General features: G+C 64.1%; 20 protein-coding genes. 13 read left to right on the top strand and 7 right to left on the bottom strand.

Annotation, left to right across the window (positions count from 1 at the left end):
• Positions 1 to 99 precede the first annotated feature (99 nt).
• From OG205_RS34575 to OG205_RS34565, 3 genes are read right to left on the bottom strand one after another with little or no spacing between them, the layout of a single operon-like run.
• Entirely contained in the window at positions 100 to 360 is a 261-nt protein-coding gene (locus tag OG205_RS34575) for an AMED_5909 family protein (RefSeq protein WP_245786282.1), read from the bottom strand.
• On the bottom strand, positions 347 to 592 hold the full coding sequence (locus OG205_RS34570; protein ID WP_143091657.1) for a hypothetical protein: 246 nt from the start codon (positions 590 to 592) through the stop codon (positions 347 to 349). The genes OG205_RS34575 and OG205_RS34570 overlap by 14 nt, the downstream gene beginning before the upstream one ends.
• Positions 592 to 960, bottom strand: coding sequence for a plasmid replication, integration and excision activator (locus tag OG205_RS34565; protein ID WP_330272111.1), 369 nt, complete (start codon positions 958 to 960; stop codon positions 592 to 594). The genes OG205_RS34570 and OG205_RS34565 overlap by 1 nt, the downstream gene beginning before the upstream one ends.
• A 254-nt stretch (positions 961 to 1,214) precedes the next feature.
• On the opposite strand from OG205_RS34565, the gene OG205_RS34560 reads away from it, so the two are divergent.
• From OG205_RS34560 to OG205_RS34535, 6 genes are all read left to right on the top strand, one after another.
• The gene (locus OG205_RS34560) at positions 1,215 to 1,958 is read left to right on the top strand and encodes a DUF5919 domain-containing protein (protein ID WP_330272110.1); all 744 of its coding nucleotides are present in this window, start codon (positions 1,215 to 1,217) and stop codon (positions 1,956 to 1,958) included.
• A gap of 9 nt (positions 1,959 to 1,967) precedes the next feature.
• A complete protein-coding gene (locus OG205_RS34555) occupies positions 1,968 to 2,438 on the top strand; it encodes an NUDIX hydrolase (RefSeq protein WP_330272109.1) in 471 nt (156 codons plus the stop codon).
• 109 nt (positions 2,439 to 2,547) lie between these two features.
• Entirely contained in the window at positions 2,548 to 3,354 is an 807-nt protein-coding gene (locus OG205_RS34550) for a hypothetical protein (RefSeq protein ID WP_330272108.1), read from the top strand.
• Complete coding sequence (locus OG205_RS34545; RefSeq protein ID WP_330272107.1) at positions 3,351 to 6,389, top strand: DEAD/DEAH box helicase; 3,039 nt, start codon at positions 3,351 to 3,353, stop codon at positions 6,387 to 6,389. Before OG205_RS34550 ends, OG205_RS34545 begins: the two co-directional genes overlap by 4 nt.
• 728 nt (positions 6,390 to 7,117) lie before the next feature.
• Positions 7,118 to 7,354 carry a hypothetical protein gene (locus OG205_RS34540; protein WP_330272106.1) on the top strand — a complete coding sequence of 79 codons (237 nt, stop codon included), beginning with the start codon at positions 7,118 to 7,120 and terminating at the stop codon, positions 7,352 to 7,354.
• Between the two features lie 142 nt (positions 7,355 to 7,496).
• Entirely contained in the window at positions 7,497 to 8,228 is a 732-nt protein-coding gene (locus OG205_RS34535; RefSeq protein ID WP_319976700.1) for a DUF7873 family protein, read from the top strand.
• A 403-nt stretch (positions 8,229 to 8,631) separates the two neighbouring features.
• On the opposite strand, the gene OG205_RS34530 is transcribed toward OG205_RS34535, so the two are convergent.
• On the bottom strand, positions 8,632 to 9,486 hold the full coding sequence (locus tag OG205_RS34530; protein WP_330272105.1) for an acyl-CoA thioester hydrolase/BAAT C-terminal domain-containing protein: 855 nt from the start codon (positions 9,484 to 9,486) through the stop codon (positions 8,632 to 8,634).
• A 4-nt stretch (positions 9,487 to 9,490) separates the two neighbouring features.
• Positions 9,491 to 10,936, bottom strand: a complete 1,446-nt coding sequence (locus OG205_RS34525) for an MDR family MFS transporter (RefSeq protein ID WP_330272104.1) — start codon at positions 10,934 to 10,936, stop codon at positions 9,491 to 9,493.
• A 192-nt stretch (positions 10,937 to 11,128) separates the two neighbouring features.
• Between OG205_RS34525 and OG205_RS34520 the strand changes: the two genes are divergently transcribed.
• Positions 11,129 to 12,091, top strand: a complete 963-nt coding sequence (locus OG205_RS34520; RefSeq protein ID WP_330272103.1) for a serine hydrolase domain-containing protein — start codon at positions 11,129 to 11,131, stop codon at positions 12,089 to 12,091.
• A gap of 60 nt (positions 12,092 to 12,151) precedes the next feature.
• On the top strand, positions 12,152 to 12,847 hold the full coding sequence (locus OG205_RS34515; RefSeq protein ID WP_330272102.1) for a hypothetical protein: 696 nt from the start codon (positions 12,152 to 12,154) through the stop codon (positions 12,845 to 12,847).
• On the opposite strand, the gene OG205_RS34510 is transcribed toward OG205_RS34515, so the two are convergent.
• Positions 12,812 to 13,288 (bottom strand): DUF6328 family protein, encoded by a 477-nt coding sequence (locus OG205_RS34510; RefSeq protein WP_330272101.1) that lies wholly within the window; start codon positions 13,286 to 13,288, stop codon positions 12,812 to 12,814. The two genes, OG205_RS34515 and OG205_RS34510, sit on opposite strands and share 36 nt — an antisense overlap.
• Before the next feature lie 80 nt (positions 13,289 to 13,368).
• Between OG205_RS34510 and OG205_RS34505 the strand changes: the two genes are divergently transcribed.
• Positions 13,369 to 13,494, top strand: coding sequence for a hypothetical protein (locus OG205_RS34505; RefSeq protein WP_330272100.1), 126 nt, complete (start codon positions 13,369 to 13,371; stop codon positions 13,492 to 13,494).
• Here OG205_RS34505 and OG205_RS34500 read toward each other — a convergent pair.
• Entirely contained in the window at positions 13,491 to 14,171 is a 681-nt protein-coding gene (locus OG205_RS34500; RefSeq protein WP_330272099.1) for a DUF4241 domain-containing protein, read from the bottom strand. The two genes, OG205_RS34505 and OG205_RS34500, sit on opposite strands and share 4 nt — an antisense overlap.
• Positions 14,172 to 14,293: 122 nt before the next feature.
• On the opposite strand from OG205_RS34500, the gene OG205_RS34495 reads away from it, so the two are divergent.
• From OG205_RS34495 to OG205_RS34480, 4 genes are all read left to right on the top strand, one after another.
• On the top strand, positions 14,294 to 14,803 hold the full coding sequence (locus OG205_RS34495; RefSeq protein ID WP_330272098.1) for a macro domain-containing protein: 510 nt from the start codon (positions 14,294 to 14,296) through the stop codon (positions 14,801 to 14,803).
• Between the two features lie 109 nt (positions 14,804 to 14,912).
• Positions 14,913 to 16,037: a tRNA dihydrouridine synthase DusB gene (dusB, locus tag OG205_RS34490; protein WP_330272097.1), complete on the top strand. Its 1,125-nt coding sequence runs from the start codon at positions 14,913 to 14,915 to the stop codon at positions 16,035 to 16,037.
• Positions 16,030 to 16,482, top strand: coding sequence for a hypothetical protein (locus tag OG205_RS34485; RefSeq protein ID WP_330272096.1), 453 nt, complete (start codon positions 16,030 to 16,032; stop codon positions 16,480 to 16,482). Before dusB ends, OG205_RS34485 begins: the two co-directional genes overlap by 8 nt.
• Before the next feature lie 141 nt (positions 16,483 to 16,623).
• Complete coding sequence (locus tag OG205_RS34480) at positions 16,624 to 17,472, top strand: GGDEF domain-containing protein (RefSeq protein WP_330272095.1); 849 nt, start codon at positions 16,624 to 16,626, stop codon at positions 17,470 to 17,472.
• The last annotated feature ends 128 nt before the right edge of the window (positions 17,473 to 17,600 follow it).

Here is a 17,600-nt window from a genome sequence, read left to right as displayed (position 1 = left end):
CCGCTCCTGCGTCTCATGTTCTCTTTGCACCGCAACAAGACGTGCGGCATCGCCACGTGACCCAGCAGAGTCACGCGCTATGTCCAATGAGGACTGTCGCTAGCTCTTCGCGGTCTTCGTGACCTTGATCGCCTCTCCCTTCTCGCGCTCACGGTTCGCCCAGTACATGGCCTCGTGGTGGTGGCTGCGGTCGCTCTCAGCAACTCGCGCGTAGATCGCGGCGGAGCGGAGGTAGTAGTCCCGCAGAACAGCGGGAGCTGCCTTGGGGTTGGGCAGGAGCTTGCTCAGCACGTCGTGTGCTTCGCTCAGCGTCCGGGCCTGCTCAGCGAGGCCCCAGTGCATGGCCTCAGTCGCGGGCATCGGAGGCCTCCTCCGCGAGGGCATGACGCCCCTCCTGCCGAGCGGCCGAGGCCTGGAGTGCGCGCCACCCCTGGTCGAGCACGTCCCGCAGCTGCGGGACCACATCTCGATCGACCACGAGCACGGCGGGGAAGGCGTTGCCGAAGCGGATCTCAATCCGGTCGGCGAACGGCATCGCGAGTGGCCGCATCGGAACGCCGTCGGTCAGGTGAACGCGCACCAGGTCAGGCATCACGCCGCCTTGGCGGCTGGCTTGCCGACGACCGGCTTCATACCGGAGGCCCGCAGGCTGTAGCCGAGCTTGGCGCGGCAGCGGTGACGCTCACCCGCGTGCACCCCACGGCAGCCCTTGTCATCAATCCACGGCGTGACCGTCAGCCCCTCGAATACCACTGGCCGAACATCCGTGCCGGGAATCGCCTCCGGCGGTACCGGCTGGTGAGGCGCGGAGATCTTGACCGTGACCACCGCGTCCGTCTTGCGCTCCGCGGCCTGGTCGATGACCAGCACAGACCACACGAGGAGACCGGTCTCCTTGTCCTTCTCCTGCTCCGGCGGCAGACCCTTCGCCCGCTCTTCGGCGGACTGAAACTTGAGCACGGGCTCAACGCCCATCACGAGCGCGCCCCTGGGAAACACGAAGTCGTGACCCGCAGGGAGCCTGCTCCCACCTGTGATCGCCATCGTGGCTCTCCTGTCGTAGGTGTCGTCCAGACCGGTTGTCTGGAGTTCTCGACACCTACGACTTTCGGCTGAAAACCGGGACGTGAGCACCGCATGGCGGGACTTCTAGAGACGTCCCTACTAACGTAAGACGTCCCTGGCGTCCCTGAGGACGTCCGATAGGAGCGATCATGGCGAACGAGCGACTACGAGATGCGTTGCTACGCAACGGACTCACATACGAGCAGGTAGCCAAGGCCACGGGCGTCGACCATAAGACCGTCGAACGCTGGATCACGAAGGGCCGCGCGCCGTACCCGCGTCACCGCAACACCATCGCGTCGATGGTCAAGGAAACGGAGACGTACCTCTGGCCGGACGCGGTCGCGCCAGAGCGGAAGGCAGAGATCACCGAGTCCGAGGTGGTCAAGCTCTACCCACACCGCAACTCAATCCCCCCGGACCTCTGGGATCACCTCATCACCAACGCCACTCGGCACGTGGAGGTGCTGGTGCACGCCGGCATCTTCCTTGTGGAGCGGCCGACGTTTATGCGCGACTTGGCTAACAAGGCCGCGAATGGCGCGCGCATCCGGCTGATCTTCGGCGACCCGGCCAGCCGCGAAGTCGCCAAGCGCAGCGACGAAGAGCAGCTGGGCAAGGGCACGCTCGGGTCACGCATCCGCAACGCACTGGCGTTCTACCGGCCGTTGGTGGGTGTGGACGGTGTGGAGATGCGCTTCCACAAGACGACGCTCTACAACTCGATCTTCCGCTTTGATGACGAGATGGTCGTCAACACGCACGTCTACGGCTTCCAGGCCGCGCACGCTCCGGCGCTGCACCTGCGGCGGCTCGCTGCGGGCGATCTCTTCGAGACCTACTCTGAGAGCTTCGAGCACGTCTGGAAACTGTCCAAGCCAGCAACGTTCTAAGGGAGCCACATGGCCCGCGTGGACTACTTCCACGACCCGAACGCACCGAAAGCCAACAGCCTCCGCCCAGCGGTCAGTGCGTTTGTCCAAGACGGCACCGGCCGTCTACTGATGATCCGCCGAACAGACAACGACAAGTACGCGATCCCTGGTGGACAGCAAGAGGTTGGCGAGACGCTTGCTCAGGCCGCAACCCGAGAGGTTCGTGAGGAGACCGGCATCCAGGTCGAAATAACCGACCTAATCGGCCTCTACTCGAACCCAGCCCACGTCATCGCATATGACGATGGTGAGGTACGCCAGGAGTTCTCTATCTGCTTTCGCGCTGTACCAGTGGGAGGCAGTCTCAGCACAAGCTCCGAGTCGAAGGAAGTGTGCTGGGTCGAGCTCACCGAGCTGCCAAGGCTTGATGTTCACCCATCTATACGATTGCGCATCGGGCACGGACTTGATCGACGACCCCGTCCATACTTCGCTTGACGCAAGCCGATCACCCTCATGGACTAGTGTCCAACTAGACCGTGCCATTGATGTAACCGATGACAGGATCTCGGCGATCTCACATGCGAGCCGCGACCCTGGAGTCAAGTTGATCATCCACGCCTTCGCCGAGATACAAGCCTTGGCCGACGCGTGTGCACCCCTCGCAGCTTCAGCCATCAGCGGCTGGACGGTGGATGAGTGGCATCTAGATGACGATCAAGTGCAGCTATTAGCGGACGCGTACCTCGCGGTACTGCGTGGCGACATCGACAACGCGGTCGAAGACGAGCTCAAAAGACTTGGCGTCCCCATCGATAAGCTACTAATCGCAGACCATGACTCGCGTGAGTTAGTGACCAGATCTGACGCCATCGAAATTGCCGCAATCGCCGCATTGATCAAAGCAGACAGATGGCCAACCGACACACTGTATGCTCCAAACGTACCAAAGATGAGCCGAAAGAAGAGTGATTCAGGCATCGATGCTATGGCCGCATATCTAGACCCTAATGCGCGGCCAGGAACACCGCTATCGCCGGACGAAAAGCTGTATATATGCAGCGTAAAACACACCCTTCAGTCGAGTTCCAGCACACTGCGTTATGATTTGGTAAAATCAGTCTCCGAAGACGAACTTACTCCGACTTACCTCGCAGGTCAGCTGAGGGTTCTAAAGGGACACCTGGACCAACTTGGGGTGTCAAATACTTCACGCGTAATTCTCTTCATCAATCAGTTCTTGCAGAATGAGAATGTTCGAGTACACGCAGTCGCAGCGGTCGACCCTAGCCTACTTTCAGACCTAACCGATCAGCTGACGAAGCATCTACCTCAGATGAAAACCGGCAATCATGCGTTGCGTGCAATAATTATTCCAGACCTTGCGAACCTTCATAATAGGTGTGCGTCATGACCGCTCCAGGACGCTACACCCCCGCGCGCAACACTTTGCGACGCGCAAGGATCGGCCAAGCATTGAACATGCAACTGGCCGTGGAGGCGCTCCGCGCAAGAGAAGAGCTCCTAGAGCTACTGTTGCGACACGCAGACAACGCCGATATTCGCTTCGACTCTCTTCTGGAGTGGCAGGTTGATAGCGTCTGCTCGATTGCCCAAGTCGAAGCAATCGAGCCGGACCTTGACCGTCTCATCGTGCTCCTGTTGTGCATCCGCATCCTCGCAAATGATGGTCAATTTGCACGAATGAGGACACTTAAGCACCGCCTTCGTTCAATTGCCACCAGATTCGAGGTTGAGCGAACTTACCTGTATGCCTCAACAGACGCATTGGCAGATATTCTAGACGGTCGCACAGGACGCGCCAACGCCAGAATGTCTAGGGTGCTAGGCCTCGAACGCAACTCTGATGCGACCGCTTCCGAGACAATTGCGCAACCCAAGACGACAGAGAACCTTCACGATCTGCTGGGCCTTGCCGCGTTACACTCTGCGTTCTCGGCCGCAGATCGAACAAGTCTATCGAATGCGCGAAAGATCGCGATTGCAAGCAATAATCCTGTTTTACTCGCTTTCAGCGACTCAGTCGAGTCGCTGATTGATGCTTCCGCTGCCGCAAGTACGATCGCGCATACTTCTCAAAACGACCCAACTTTCCAAACACCTCAATTGCAGCGATACCTCGCCGAGCGCGGAGTTGACACGCTCTTCCCGTCGCAGATTCACGCTATACAGGCAGGGATAACCGCCGATGTAGATAAAGTCGTCGCACTACCCACATCAAGCGGAAAGACCTTCATTGCAGAGCTGCGGATCGCAGCAACGTTGGCTCGCAATCCTGGTTGCCGAGCCATCTATATTGCGCCCTACCGCTTGTTATCAAGGCAGGTAGAAACCGCTCTCCGCTCTGGACTACGCCCACTGGGCTACCGCGTTGCAGATCTCGGCTCATCTTACGACACTGAAGGAAGCTCCGACTCGCTTGCATATGGAATCCCAGACGTCGCAGTTACAACACCTGAACGACTCGACGCTCTTCTTAGGTTGTCAACTACGACTCGGGCAGGAAGCGACGAAGCGCGACAGCTCTTGGCCAGCACTCGTGTAGTCGTCTTCGACGAAATCCAGCTCTTGGGAAGAGAAGGACGCGGACAAAAATTTGAGCTTGTTCTAACCAGGCTCCGAATGTCCTATCCTTCAATCAAAGTACTCGGCCTTGCCGCAGCAACCTTTGGCACTGAGATACTTGCGGACTGGATTAGCGGCGATGAACCAGTAACGGGAGCAAGACGCCCAACTGGCACTATCGAGCTGCGCTGGGAAACCTCCGGCCGCATCATGCAGCGAGTTGGAAATGTTGAATCTAGGATTACGGAGATCTCACGATCTAGCGCATCGGATGACGCAGCAAAACTAATCCTTCAGTTCGATAGCGAATACGCACCAATTCTAGCAGTGATGGTTTCTCGCCCACTAGCAGAGAGTCTTGCTCGCAAAGTTTTAAGGGCTAGCCCCGCAGCAGGTCGCATCTGGCGTGATTCACTTCAAGCCTCGGAACGCGAGCTTCTTGATGCCGCGGTCGAGGAGGTCAGAACTCTGCTTGGCGATAGCCATCATCTCGCAAGCCTTCTCCAAGAGGGAATCGCATACCATCACGCTGGTCTTCCGGCGCACGTACTGCGGCATATCGAGAACCTTTGCGCCAGCCGAATAATCCGGGTGCTGTGCGCAACAACTACCGTCGCCGAAGGTGCCGACCTTCCTTTTCGCGTTGTTGTAATTCCCCACTTGAACTTTGCTTCGTCCACCAACAGATTGGAACGAGACTTATACTTAAATATTGTCGGCCGAGCAGGCCGAGCCGGCGTCGCCATGGAAGGAATGGTATTCGTTCTAGAAACGAATGCACGAACGCTCAAGAATTGGGTACGAAACACTCTTTGGAACAGCGCCGCACCAAGCGCAGTTACCGGCCGCCTAGACGACCTTCTTTCGGAATCAACACTCTCCTACTCGCCTGAGTTTGAAGAGTTTAAAACACAAGTTCTGGCATGGATAGGCGAAGCTGGAAATCAGATCGACGATCAATCGTCAGTGCTTGCCAATGCCACACTCACTAGCAGGCGTGATCTCGGAGCAGCCAGGACCGTTCAAAGTCTAGTTGGAACAGCTCTCAGGCAGCTCGAAAACGAAGGCCTCGCGCGCTCTGCCAGCCCCTATGCGCTTACTGATTTGGGTAGCAGATCACGACTAGCTGGACTGAGCAGCTTTAGCTGCCGACAGTTGGATCAGCTAATCCGTGGACCTTACTCTTCATTCTTCCAATCACTAATTGGAATAAGGCAGATCACGGAAGATCAGGCGATTGGGATAGCAAGCTTGTGCCTATCCTCCATAGAAAGTCTAGCTAACTCGTTGTGGCTACGCGTCCGCCATTCCAACAGCGACGCCGCAGAGTACACGCTGCGTGAAATCGTCGCCGGACGGCTAGCTTGGCCTTCGTCCGATGAGATGTACGCAAGTGACATTCGACTTTTGTCGCAGTGGATCATGGGAGCTTCATACACCGCTCTCGGTCAAATAGCACCAACTGTCCCTGGCGGCAAGGGTCTATTCCGCGGAACCGACGCATCGAAGAGATCATCTGACGCATCCGAGTACCTGGGTCGCTTAGCACTACCTACGTCTTGGACATGGTCCGCCGCAAAAGCCATGCTCGGAGACACCAACGACCTGATTCCAGTTTTCGTACGGCAGTGCATCGAGCAAGGGGTTGCATCCGAGACTGCCGTAAGGCTAGTTACCACAGGCGGGATGACTCGAAATGCAGCGAACATCGTTGCAAGCGCGCTTGGGGGCGACTGGATTCTGGCTAGGACAATCCTTATTGACCTAGCAGACGACTCCCTACAAGGTTTGAGCATTTCAACGCTTGACTCCCAGAGGCTGATCCGATTCCAACAGCAGATCCGTAACGGCGACTTCGTTTAGCGTTTCTTAACTAGTCCATACTTTGCCGAATTGCGCTCTACGGGATCAAGGCCGCCGCTGGCGGCACGCTCCGCGCGTACGGCGAACCTTCCATCCCGGCACTCCCGGCATCCGCTTCGCTGCGCCGGTCGGCCGAGCGGCGCTGCGCGCCGTCTTCCGGCCTTGCCCCGGTCGACGAGCTGACCCGCACAGCCATGTCGTCCAGCAGCTCCTTACGAGCGCCGTCAGGGTCACCGCGGATTGCTGGTCCTGGCGCTCGACTGCCGCGACGGCTGCGCCGCCTTGCCACCGATCAGGCACCGGACGAAGCAGCGGGGCGCATCGACGAGCACCAGGCCGAGCCACCCCGACGCTGCGAACATGACAACGGCCGGCGACGCCGCGTCAAGGCTGGAACGAGTACCTTGACCCAGCACCACCGGCCGCGTTCGAGGCTCAGTGTCGGGATAATGGCAGGGGTGTGGACGGTCCAGAAGGACCAAGATCATGATGCGCTTTAGTCTCGTAAAACGTCGATAAACGTCGCAAAGTGACTGTCCACAGTGCTCAGATCAAGACCGCATCCGTGCAGGTAGTGAGCACTGTCGACGAGGATCGGCGAACAACGCCAAGCGAGTGCTCTTACTCTTCGGGTTCAGGGTTCGAGTCCCTGGCGGCCCACCAAACCCCCAGGTCACAGGCCTGGGGGTTTCGCATTGGCGGGGCTGGCCTCGCCCGAGGGAGACGCAGTGGACGCGATCAGCAGATACCTCGATCTCGTGGACGAGGTCATGCAGCGATACCCCGATCAGCGCGAAGGCCAGGCGCACTACAACGCCTTGCGGATGGGGTGGCCGCATCTGGAAGCGCAAGTGCTCGGCACCGACCGAGACTGCTTCAGCTCCGACAAAGCGTTGCCCGCGTTGCTCGCGTGGGTCGACCAGGTTCTGCCGAATGAGGAGCAGGACCCCGACGTGCCGGCATGACAACGGACGGCAGCATCGCGTCGAGGCGGGAGTGAGCGCCTTGACCCGAACACCACCGGCACCCGTTGCCGCGGCGAGCTGAAATCGCGTGCAGGTACGGCTTTCCGGCACGTAGGGTGCGCGAGACCAAAGGGGGTGCGGCATGACGAAGCTGAACCAGATCATCGCGGTGGAGAAGAGTGTCAAAGGAGGCACGCTTCGGGACCTCACCGACGCGCATCACGGGTTGCAGAAGCCCGCGCTGCTGGCCGGTATCTCCCGGACGTACCAGCCGAAGGACGAGGACGGCGAGGTGTTGCCGCCGGAGTCCACTCGCGTGCAGATCAAGGCCGAGGACGTGTTGCGGAAGACCGCTTCGGTGATGACTCGGCTCTTCGACGTCACGGCGACCAAGGACTGGGCCAACTGCGTCGCGAAGGCTGATGTGGTGGTGGACGGGCAGACGTTGCTTCGCGACGTGCCTGTGTCGTACCTGTTGTTCCTCGAGAAGCAGCTGACCGACCTGCACACCTTCGTGAAGAAGCTGCCCCTGCTGGATGCGGCCGAGGACTGGAACTTCGACGAGTCCGCCGACTACTGGCGCACTGAGCAGGTTCGGACCATCCGCACCAAGAAGGTGCCGCGCAACCACGTCAAGGCCGAGGCCACGGAGAAGCACCCGGCGCAGGTCGAGGTGTACTACGAGGACATTCCGGTGGGTTACTGGACCACGGTGAAGTTCTCCGGTGCGCTGCCTGCCCGTCGAGTCAACGAGCTCGTCGACCGGGTGGAGAAGCTTCAGCACGCGGTGAAGTTCGCCCGCGAGGAAGCCAACAACATGGAGATCACCGACGAGCGCGTTGGTGCGGTGGTCTTCGACTACCTGTTCCGATAGCGTCCACAGACTCCCCCGCTGGAGCGCGGGGGTGCGCTCCCATTGGGAGCGTGAAAGCTGAAACTGAAACGTCAGCCTGAACCACCCGGTCACCAGTGCAGGTTCGAATCCTGTCCCCGGCATCATCACGCCGGGGTAGCCCAATCGGTAGAGGCAGCCGGGATCAAGCTCAGACTCTCGCTCCAGAATCAGCATTTCCGCCGAACGCCAGATCACCCGAGAACGGACAAGACTCGCCGAGGTGCAGGTTCGAATCCTGCTGGCCGCTCTGCTCGTGCGGCCGTAGCTCAACGGAAGAGCGCGGCGACCTAAGGACTGATCCGTCTCTTAAACGTCGCTGGTGTGCGCAAATGGGCGGCAAAACGGGGCCCTGGACTGGACATGTCCGGGGCCCCACCCGCGTTCAGGTGCCGCGCAGGGCGTTCAGGACGTGCGGCCAGGCAGCTGCTCCCAGGGCCGCGTCGTCGGCGTCGGTGCCGCCGTAGCAGAGGTACGTCGACGGGCTTGCGGGTTCTTCTCCCGGGAGGCGGGGGCGGTGGCCTGCGGCGGGCCGTTCGACCAGCACGGTGGGGAGTCCGGTGGCGAGCCTGCGGTCTCGCAGTGTTCTCGCGGCGGGAAGTGACGGCCAGGTTTGGTCGTCTCCGCCGGCGACGAGGACCAGTTCGGCCTTGGTGTTCTCGGCTGGGATGGCCGCGGCCTCGTAGTGGTCGGGGTAGAGCTCTCGGCTGTGTTCGTACCAGCCTCGAAGGGATACGAGGCCGTCCTCACGTGGTTTCGGCTCCCAGATCTTGTCGCGTGGTACGAACGGGAGCGGCTCGCCTCGCCAGGTCCACGACGAGCGCCACGGGTGGCTTTGGCCGTCCGTTCCCGCGCCGAGGTTCGCCCAGGTCACGGAAGGTGGCGACAGGGCCACCACGGCGGCGATGCGCTGGTCCAGGACGGACAGCCACAGTGCGGCTTCGGCGCCCTTGGACAGGCCCAGCGCGGAGAGTCTCTCGCCGCCTTCGGCCTGGAGGAGGTCGAGGCCCGCGCTGAACGTTTCCAGCGGGACCTCGCAGATTCCTGGCGGCTGGCCCTCTCCGCCGTACCAGCGAAGTCCCAACGCCGTCAGGCCGGCGCGGGCCAGGAGCCTGCACCGGTCGAGCGTGCCGGGGCCGTAGGAGCCGTGCAGGACCAGCACTCCCGCACGGCTTCCGGTTGCCGGGCGCACGAGCACGCCCTGCACGACACCGGTGATCTCCTGCTCGACGATGTCCAAGAACTCAGTGGGCGATGACTTCGCCGGACTTCGTGGTCCGGCTCGGCAGCATGGCCGCCACGACGATCGTGGCCGCGGCCAGGACGGTGGCGATCACGAACGCCAGCTTCATGCCGCTCAGCTGTGCCAACGCCGCGCTGGTGCCGTCTGCGACCAGTTGGCTGGAGCGGGCGGACATCACGGTCACGACCAGGGCGGTGCCCAGGGCTGCCGCCACCTGCTGGAGGGTGCCGAGGATCGAGCTGCCGTGCGGGTACATCTTCGGCGGGAGGGCGCCCATGCCGAGGGTGAAGATCGGGGTGAACGTCGCTGCCAGGCTGATCATCAGGAGTGCGTGCAGGGCGAGTACCTGCCAGTACGGCATGGTCATCGAGACCTGGGTGAAGCCGGCGAGGGAGAGCACGATGCCGATCGAGCCCGGCAGGACCAGCGGGCGGCTGCCGAGGCGGTCGTACAGGCGGCCGACGGTCGGGCCCAGCAGGCCCATGGCCAGGCCGCCCGGCATGAGGAGCAGGCCGGTCTGCAGCGGGGTGAGGCCTCGCAGGTTCTGCAGGTAGAGCGGGAGCAGGATCATCGAGCCCATCATCGCCAGGAACGCGATGCACATCAGGGCCAGCGCCAGTGCGAAGGTGCGGTGCGTGAGGGTGCGCAGGTCCATGAGGGGCGCGCCGGTTCGCTGCAGTTTGAGCTGGCGGAGCACGAAGAACGCGATGAGGGCGGCGCCCGCGATGACGATGCCGATGCTCGGGCCCAGGTTGGATTCGCCCTCGCCGAAGAGGCTCAGGCCGTAGACGAGGCCGCCGAAGCCGAGGGTCGCCATGGCCGCGCTGGCCCAGTCGAGGGTGCTGACCTGGGGCTCACCGATGTTGTCGAGGTGACGCAGGCCGAAGTAGGTCACGGCGCCGGCGATCGGGAGGACGGCGACGAACAGCAGGCGCCAGGAGCCCAGTTGCAGGATCACGCCGGAGATGGCCGGGCCGAGGGCCGGGGCCACTGAGATCGCGAGCGTCACGTTGCCCATCACGCGGCCTCGGTCCTGTTCTGGCACGACGGTCATCAGCGTGGTCATCAGCAGCGGCATCATCACGGCCGTGCCCGCGGCCTGCACGATGCGGCCCAGCAGCAGGATCGTGAACGACGGCGCGGCGGCGGAGATGGCGGTGCCGGCCAGGAAGACGCCCATCGCGATCGCGTAGCCCTGGCGGGTGGTGACGCGCTGCAGGAACCAGCCGGTGACCGGGATCACGGCGGCCATGGTGAGCATGAACGCGGTGGAGACCCACTGCGCGGCCTGTTCGGTGACGTTCATCGACTCCATCAGGCGCGGAATCGCGTTGATCATGAGCGTTTCGTTCAGGATCACGACGAACGTGGCCAGCACCAGCAGGCGCACCACCAGGGGTGTCTTGCCCGCTTGTGCGGTCGGCCGGTCTTGGATCGCAGCAGGCATGTCAGGCCCTCACTAGGTTGCTGGCATCAGGTTCTTCGCGACACCGGAGGAGACCCGCAACGCTGTAGGAACTCATCGGTACACCCGAGTCTTCCTCATCGCCGCCCCGGTCTCACCCGGTTTCTCGTTCGTCTACTCATGCGTCGAACGGCCAGACCGCGAATCGACATGCCGGTCCGTAGGTTTTTCTGGATGGGGTCGAGGCTGGGTGAGTTGATCGACGAGTACGACGTTCCTGGTGCTCAGGTGGCCGTGCTGGCGCGTGGGGAGATACGGGACGAGGCCGCGGGTGTGCTGAGCGCGCGCACTCGGGTCGAAGTGACGAACGACTCCGTGTTCAAGGTCGGTTCGATCACCAAGATCTGGACGGCCACGCTCGTGCAGCAGCTCGTGGACGACGGGTTGCTGGATCTCGACAGTCCTGTTCGCCGCTACGTGCCGGGGTTCACCGCTTCGCTCACGGCTCGTCACCTCCTCACGCACACAGGCGGGATCGACGCCAACCACTTCTTCGACACCGGACGCAACGACGACGCGATCGAGAGGTTCGTCGACGCCATCGCCGAAGAGGAGCATCCCGTTCCGCCCGGTACTGCTTTTTCGTACTCCAACAGCGGGTTCGTGGTGCTGGGCAGGCTGGTGGAGGTGTTGCGCGGCCGGCTGTTCCACGACGTGTTGCGCGAGCGGCTGGTGACGCCGCTGGGGTTGCGAACCGTTGTCACCGACGCGGACGAGGCGATCCTGCACCGGGCCGCGGTCGGGCACCGTGAGGACGGGTCGCCGGTCACCGAGTGGGCGGTCGCCTACGGCACGGCGCCGAGCGGGTCGCACTTCGCGATGAGTGCGCGTGAGCTGCTGGAGTTCGCGCGGCTGCACCTCGACGACCCGAAGCTCGCGGTGTTGCGGGAGACCCAGGTCGAGTCCGTGCCGGACCTCGGGATCGGGGTCGTCGGCTGGGGGCTCGGGTGGATGCTCCACCGGGACGGCATGGTCGGACACACCGGGGTTTCGAAGGGACAGAAGGCTTTTCTTCGACTGGCGCCAGACAAAGGGGTCGCGGTGGCCGTGCTGACCAACAGCGTGCGAAGCGAACCGTTGGCGCACAGGATCTTCTCCGAGCTCCTGCACGACGAGGCGCCTCGGACCACGGTCTGAGGGCGGGGTCGGACCGCGGGCCGATCACAGGCGGTCGCGGCGCTGGCAGCGTCAACGACCATGAGGTTTCCGAACGGGTGGGTTGGTGGCACGACTCTCGTACTGGGGCCGGTGCTGTTGCTGGTGGGCACGCTGTTGCGGTCGCCGTTCAACTTCTTCTTCCCCGACCAGTTGCGGGCGGTGGCCGAGCATCCGGAGTTGATGCGGGCGGCGTACACGGCATTTCTGGCGGGGAACGTCGTGATGTGGGCGGCGGTCGCCTGCCTGGTGCAGCGGATCGGCACCAAGAACCCCAGGTGGGCTGCTTGGGGCGGGATGTTGGTGACGGTCGGGTTGTTCGAGCGGACCTTTCACGCCGGGGTGGATCAGGCGGCGTTCAGCGCCACCGGGCAGCTGGGCGTCGAGGGCGCGACGGACCTGGTGGCGAAGGGATACGGAGAGCTGCACCTGTTCAGCTTCCTGTCCTTCACGATCATGTTCGGCTGGTTCGTGCTGGCCTACGGCGCGTACCGGTCCGGAACGCTCGGCAGGACCAGGTCGGTGGCGCTGGCGACCATGGGGTTGTTGCCGCTCGGGGTTCTGAAGGGCACCGAGGTGCTGTCGATCGTCGGAACGGCCGGGCTGTGCATTGCGTTGGCGCCGCTGGGGATTCTGGTGCTGCGCGAGCAGCCGCGGCCGACGCGGAAGAACGTGCTGACGGCGGTGCCGGTGGCGCTCGGGCTAGGGGCGCTCGCGGTCCTGAGCACGCTCGGATGAGGCGAACGGCACCGCGAACCAGAGACCGGTGAAGACGACGAACGCCAGCACCCCGACCACGATCGCGGGCCAGCCGCCCAGGATCACCTCGGCGAGCAGCAGGACGGTGCCGGTCATCGCCAGGGCCAGAAAGGCCAGGCCCACCAGGGCGGACGTGTTGCCGTAGCGGACGACGTCCTCGCGGCGGCCCTGGCGGAACAGGACGCGGTGCCACGCGGCGGGAGCGGTGAGGAAGGCGACGGCCACCGCCGCGCACAGCACTGTGACGAGGTGGGTGACGCGGATGTAGCCACCCACGTTGGTGTACTTGTCGGTGAAGGCGATGGAGAGCAGGAAACCGAACAGGATCTGCACGCCGGCCTGGGCCACGCGGAGCTCCTGGAGCAGCTCGTTCACGTTGCGGGCGAGTCTGCGCTGGTGAGATTCCTCGGCTTCGCTCACCCCAGCCGCATACCCGCCTCCGAGCAGTTGAAACGTCGGAAAATGGCGGAGCCGGCAACAGATTCGCCCACGAGTCCACTGTGGACTGTCAGTTCACCGAACGGCAGGTGCGGTCCTTGTTGCTGCACAACGAACACACGCACACCGAGCCCGGCGAAACAGGCACCGCCGGGCCACGACTGGCGTGCGTGAACGTCGGCTTCTAGATCCGGTTGATCACGGAGAAGTCGGTGACGAACGCGACCGGGTCGCCCGCGGTGTTGCGGCCGACCCAGGTCGGGTAGACGCCGTCGCCCCAGCCGGTCGAGAACGCGACGACGTTCAGGCCGGTGCGGGCGTCGGTCACGTTGGCGGGGCCGCGGCCGCCACCCACCGCGCCGAGCGCGTCGATCAGGGCGCAGTTGCCCAACGCGTCGTCGCCCGCCAGGCGGTCCAGCGCCGAGGCGGCGGCGATGTCGAAGAACGCGCCGGTGCTCGACTTCACCTCGTAGCCGAACTCGGGCATCACCGGCAGCATCGGCACGTGCTCGCCCGGCACGACCGCCGGCCGCCACGAGTAGGCCGGCTCGTCCTTCACGGTCACCCTGGCGGCCGCGACGCGGTAGCCCTGCCGCAGGTCGGGCTGACCGTCTTCGTCGATGTACGAGACCAGCGAGACCGACACCGGGTACGTGCCCGGCTCGACCTCGTCGGTGAACGACTCGGCGTCCTCCGGCCACACGACGAACGGATCCGCCGCCACGAGTCTGCCCGTCGGCAGGGCCAGCTCACCCACCTGCTGAACGGCGATGACCTGCTGTTCGCCGCCGCCGGTCGGCATGCCGACCGGTCCGTCGACGAAGAACCGTTCGAACCCGGACCTGATCAGTGCAACCGCCCCCATGAGCTAGGCCACCTCCAGGGGCATGTTGACAGAAGGGTCTGACACCCGATCGGGGCACCGGGGGTGTTCGCGTTCAGTGAAGTCTGCGATACCGCAAGGAATCCGCTGCCACGCTGGTCAGCATGGGGACGATCGAAGTGGTGCTCGGCGACATCACGCAACAAAGAGTTGACGTCATCGTCACGGCGGCCAACGAGTCGTTGCTCGGCGGGGGTGGTGTCGACGGCGCGATCCACCGCGCGGCCGGGCCGAGGCTCGCGGAGGCGGGGTCCAGGCTGGCTCCGTGCGAACCGGGCAAGGCCGTCGCCACGCCCGCCTTCGACCTCACGCCGGTCAAGCACGTGATCCACACGGTGGGGCCGGTCTGGGAGGACGGCGAACAGGGTGAGGACCTGGTGCTCACGAGCTGCTATCTCAGCTCGCTCCTGCTCGCGGAGGAGCTCGAGGCCGAGAGCATCGCCTTCCCCGCGATCGCGACCGGCGTCTACGGGTTCCCCGTCGACCGGGCGGCGGAGATCGCCGCACTGACGATCCGCTCGCTGGCGATCATCGACACGATCCGGTTCGTGGCGTTCGACCAGGAGACCTTCGACGCGCTCACCAGGCACATGGCCAAGCCGGTCGAGGAGTGATGCCCGACCGGCGAACGTGACGAACGTCGCCACCAGGTCGCCGTCCTGGACGCCTTCACGGTCACTCTCGGTGAAGATCACGGCAGGTCAGTGCCGTAACCTGAAGGGCGTGTCCGTTCCCTCCGCACTGAAGATCGGCCCGTTCGCCGTCGACCCGCCCGTTGTGCTGGCCCCCATGGCCGGCATCACCAACGTGGCGTTCCGGCAGCTGTGCCGTCAGTACGGGGCCGGGCTCTACGTCTGCGAGATGATCACCGCCCGCGCCCTTGTGGAACGCGACGCGATGACCATGCACATGATCACGTTCGACGAGGGGGAGAGCCCCCGGTCGATGCAGCTCTACGGCGTGGATCCGCGCAACGTCGGCGAGGCCACGAAGATGATCGTGGACGAGAACCTCGCCGACCACATGGACATGAACTTCGGCTGTCCGGTGCCCAAGGTGACGCGCAAGGGCGGTGGCGCGGCGCTGCCGTACAAGCGCGAGCTGTTCCGGCAGATCGTGCGGGCCGCGGTGCGCAACGCCGGGGACATGCCGGTGACCGTGAAGTTCCGCATCGGCATCGACGACGACCACCTGACGTACCTCGACGCGGGACGTATCGCGCAGGACGAGGGCGCACAGGCCGTGGCACTGCACGCGCGCACGGCGTCGCAGCGGTACTCCGGCAAGGCCGACTGGACGGCCATCGCGCGGCTCAAGGAGGCCGTGACCAGCATTCCGGTGCTGGGCAACGGCGACATCTTCAGCGCTCAGGACGCACTCGACATGGTCGCTGAGACGGGGTGCGACGGCGTGGTCGTCGGGCGTGGCTGCCTTGGCAGGCCGTGGCTGTTCCGGGACCTGCAGGCGGCCTTCCGGGGCGAACCGATCCCCGATGGTCCGAGCCTCGGCGAGGTCGCGGACGTGCTGCGCAGGCACGCCGAGTTGCTCGCGGCGCACGACGGCGAGCACAAGGGGCTGCGCGACCTGCGCAAGCACATGGCCTGGTACTGGCACGGCTTCCCGGTCGGCGGCGACACGCGGCGGGCGTTCGCGATGGTGTCGAGCCTGCAGGAGCTGGACGACCTCATCGGCACGCTCGACCGGACGGTGCCGTTCCCCGAGAACGCCGAGGGGCCGCGCGGCAGGCAGGGCTCGTCGGCGAAGGTCGTGCTGCCCGAGGGCTGGCTGGACGACCCGGAGGACGCCACGGTGCCCTCCGGTGCGGACGTGATGCACTCCGGTGGCTGAACGCGTCGCGGTCCTCCTGGCCTCGCTCGCGCTGGTCGCGGGCTGCGGCGGTCCGGTCGCGGGCTCCGCGAAGCCGGTCCGGCTGTCCGACGGCGACCGCGCCAAGTTCAAGGAGTACTACTCCCAGGTCAACAAGGCCGGTGACGAGAGCGCGTCCAAACAGGCACAGCTCCTGAAGGACACGCAGCACCCGGACTTCAAGCAGAAGACGTGCGACCTGCGCGGCGCGACGATCAAGGTCGAGCCCACCTGGACCACGCTGCGGATGGACGCCGACTGGGCGCCACCGGGCGAGAAGGCTCATCCGCGTGGGGACGTGTACGTCGTCGCCGTCACGATCACGCTGCGACAGGAGGATCAGGCCATCGGCAGCCAGATCGGGTCACTGCACGTCGTGCTCCTGGACGACGAGGTGTACGGGTTCGCGCCCTGTCTTGGTGGCTGAACGGGTTGTTGATCTTCCAAGCTCACTGGATCGGAGCAGCTGACGGTCAACCGGACGGGGGAAATCCCGCCCCCACGTGTCCTTCTTGCTCAAGCGCCGCCTACTTGGGGACGACACCTGCCAAGTAAGGAGGTGACCGCGATGACCGCGCTGCGACCCGAAACCGCAGAGACCCAGCAGGCCGACGCACCAGTCGACAGGCAGGGTCCTGGCCTTGTGGGGCTGCACGAGTCCATCGCGACGTTGCTCGCCTCCCGCGGCCAGTGGCGCCAGGCGTACCTGCACCTGCGTTCCGCGCTCGAACTCGTCCACGCGGACCAGGTCGAGGAGCCGCACGTTCCGGAACAGCTGCGCCGCGAGGTCGAACTGCTGCGCCGGGAGCACGCCGAGGCACGCGAGCAGAGCCTGCGCGACAGCCTCACCGACTCCTACAACCGCCGTTACCTCGACCAACGGCTGATGGACCTGCTGACCGAGCACGGAGCGTGTCGGCACGGGCTCGCCATCGCGTTGATCGACCTCGACTGGTTCAAGCAGGTCAACGACACCTTCGGCCATCTCCTCGGTGACCGGGTGCTGCAACGAGTGGTCGAGATGCTGCAGCAGGGCCTGCCGGAGGGCGCCTTCTGCGCCCGCTACGGCGGCGAGGAGTTCGTGCTCGTGCTGCCCCGCGTCGACGCCTCCAGCGCCCTGGAGATCGTCGAGAAGGCCCGGGAACGTGTCGAGCGTCACCCGTGGCAGGAGATCGCGCCAGGGCTGCGCGTGACCGTCAGCGCGGGCCTCGCGTACGAGCCGCCCGCGGACGAGGCGCCGGAACGTCCGGCCGTCAGCGCCGAGCAGCAGTTGCTCCGCGCCGACAGCCTCCTCTACACAGCTAAGCAGTCGGGACGCAACGCGGTGGCGTACCGTGCCGATGGACGGGTTCGCCTCGCAGGTGCTGCCGCTGGCAGGCGTGCGATCACTGAGACACGTGTTCTCGGTTACTACTGAGTGACCTGGCTCACCCGTTCAGGGCAAGCGGATTGCTCGTAATCGCGCACAGATCGCAGCTCTATCACCCGGAGTGGTCGTCAGAAGTCGCCTACATCCGTAGTATCGCGGGCGCAACTGACACGCCG

Source organism: Lentzea sp. NBC_00516 (assembly GCF_036346835.1).
Classification (GTDB): Bacteria; Actinomycetota; Actinomycetes; order Mycobacteriales; family Pseudonocardiaceae; genus Lentzea; species Lentzea sokolovensis.
This window is presented reverse-complemented; position numbering and strand designations above follow the sequence as displayed.

Coding starts and splice junctions, on each gene's coding strand:
- OG205_RS34575 (WP_245786282.1), bottom strand. CDS start 360: ATGCCCGCGACTGAGGCCATGCACTGGGGCCTCGCTGAGCAGGCCCGG.
- OG205_RS34570 (WP_143091657.1), bottom strand. CDS start 592: ATGCCTGACCTGGTGCGCGTTCACCTGACCGACGGCGTTCCGATGCGG.
- OG205_RS34560 (WP_330272110.1), top strand. CDS start 1,215: ATGGCGAACGAGCGACTACGAGATGCGTTGCTACGCAACGGACTCACA.
- OG205_RS34555 (WP_330272109.1), top strand. CDS start 1,968: ATGGCCCGCGTGGACTACTTCCACGACCCGAACGCACCGAAAGCCAAC.
- OG205_RS34545 (WP_330272107.1), top strand. CDS start 3,351: ATGACCGCTCCAGGACGCTACACCCCCGCGCGCAACACTTTGCGACGC.
- OG205_RS34535 (WP_319976700.1), top strand. CDS start 7,497: ATGACGAAGCTGAACCAGATCATCGCGGTGGAGAAGAGTGTCAAAGGA.
- OG205_RS34525 (WP_330272104.1), bottom strand. CDS start 10,936: ATGCCTGCTGCGATCCAAGACCGGCCGACCGCACAAGCGGGCAAGACA.
- OG205_RS34520 (WP_330272103.1), top strand. CDS start 11,129: ATGGGGTCGAGGCTGGGTGAGTTGATCGACGAGTACGACGTTCCTGGT.
- OG205_RS34515 (WP_330272102.1), top strand. CDS start 12,152: ATGAGGTTTCCGAACGGGTGGGTTGGTGGCACGACTCTCGTACTGGGG.
- OG205_RS34500 (WP_330272099.1), bottom strand. CDS start 14,171: ATGGGGGCGGTTGCACTGATCAGGTCCGGGTTCGAACGGTTCTTCGTC.
- OG205_RS34495 (WP_330272098.1), top strand. CDS start 14,294: ATGGGGACGATCGAAGTGGTGCTCGGCGACATCACGCAACAAAGAGTT.
- OG205_RS34480 (WP_330272095.1), top strand. CDS start 16,624: ATGACCGCGCTGCGACCCGAAACCGCAGAGACCCAGCAGGCCGACGCA.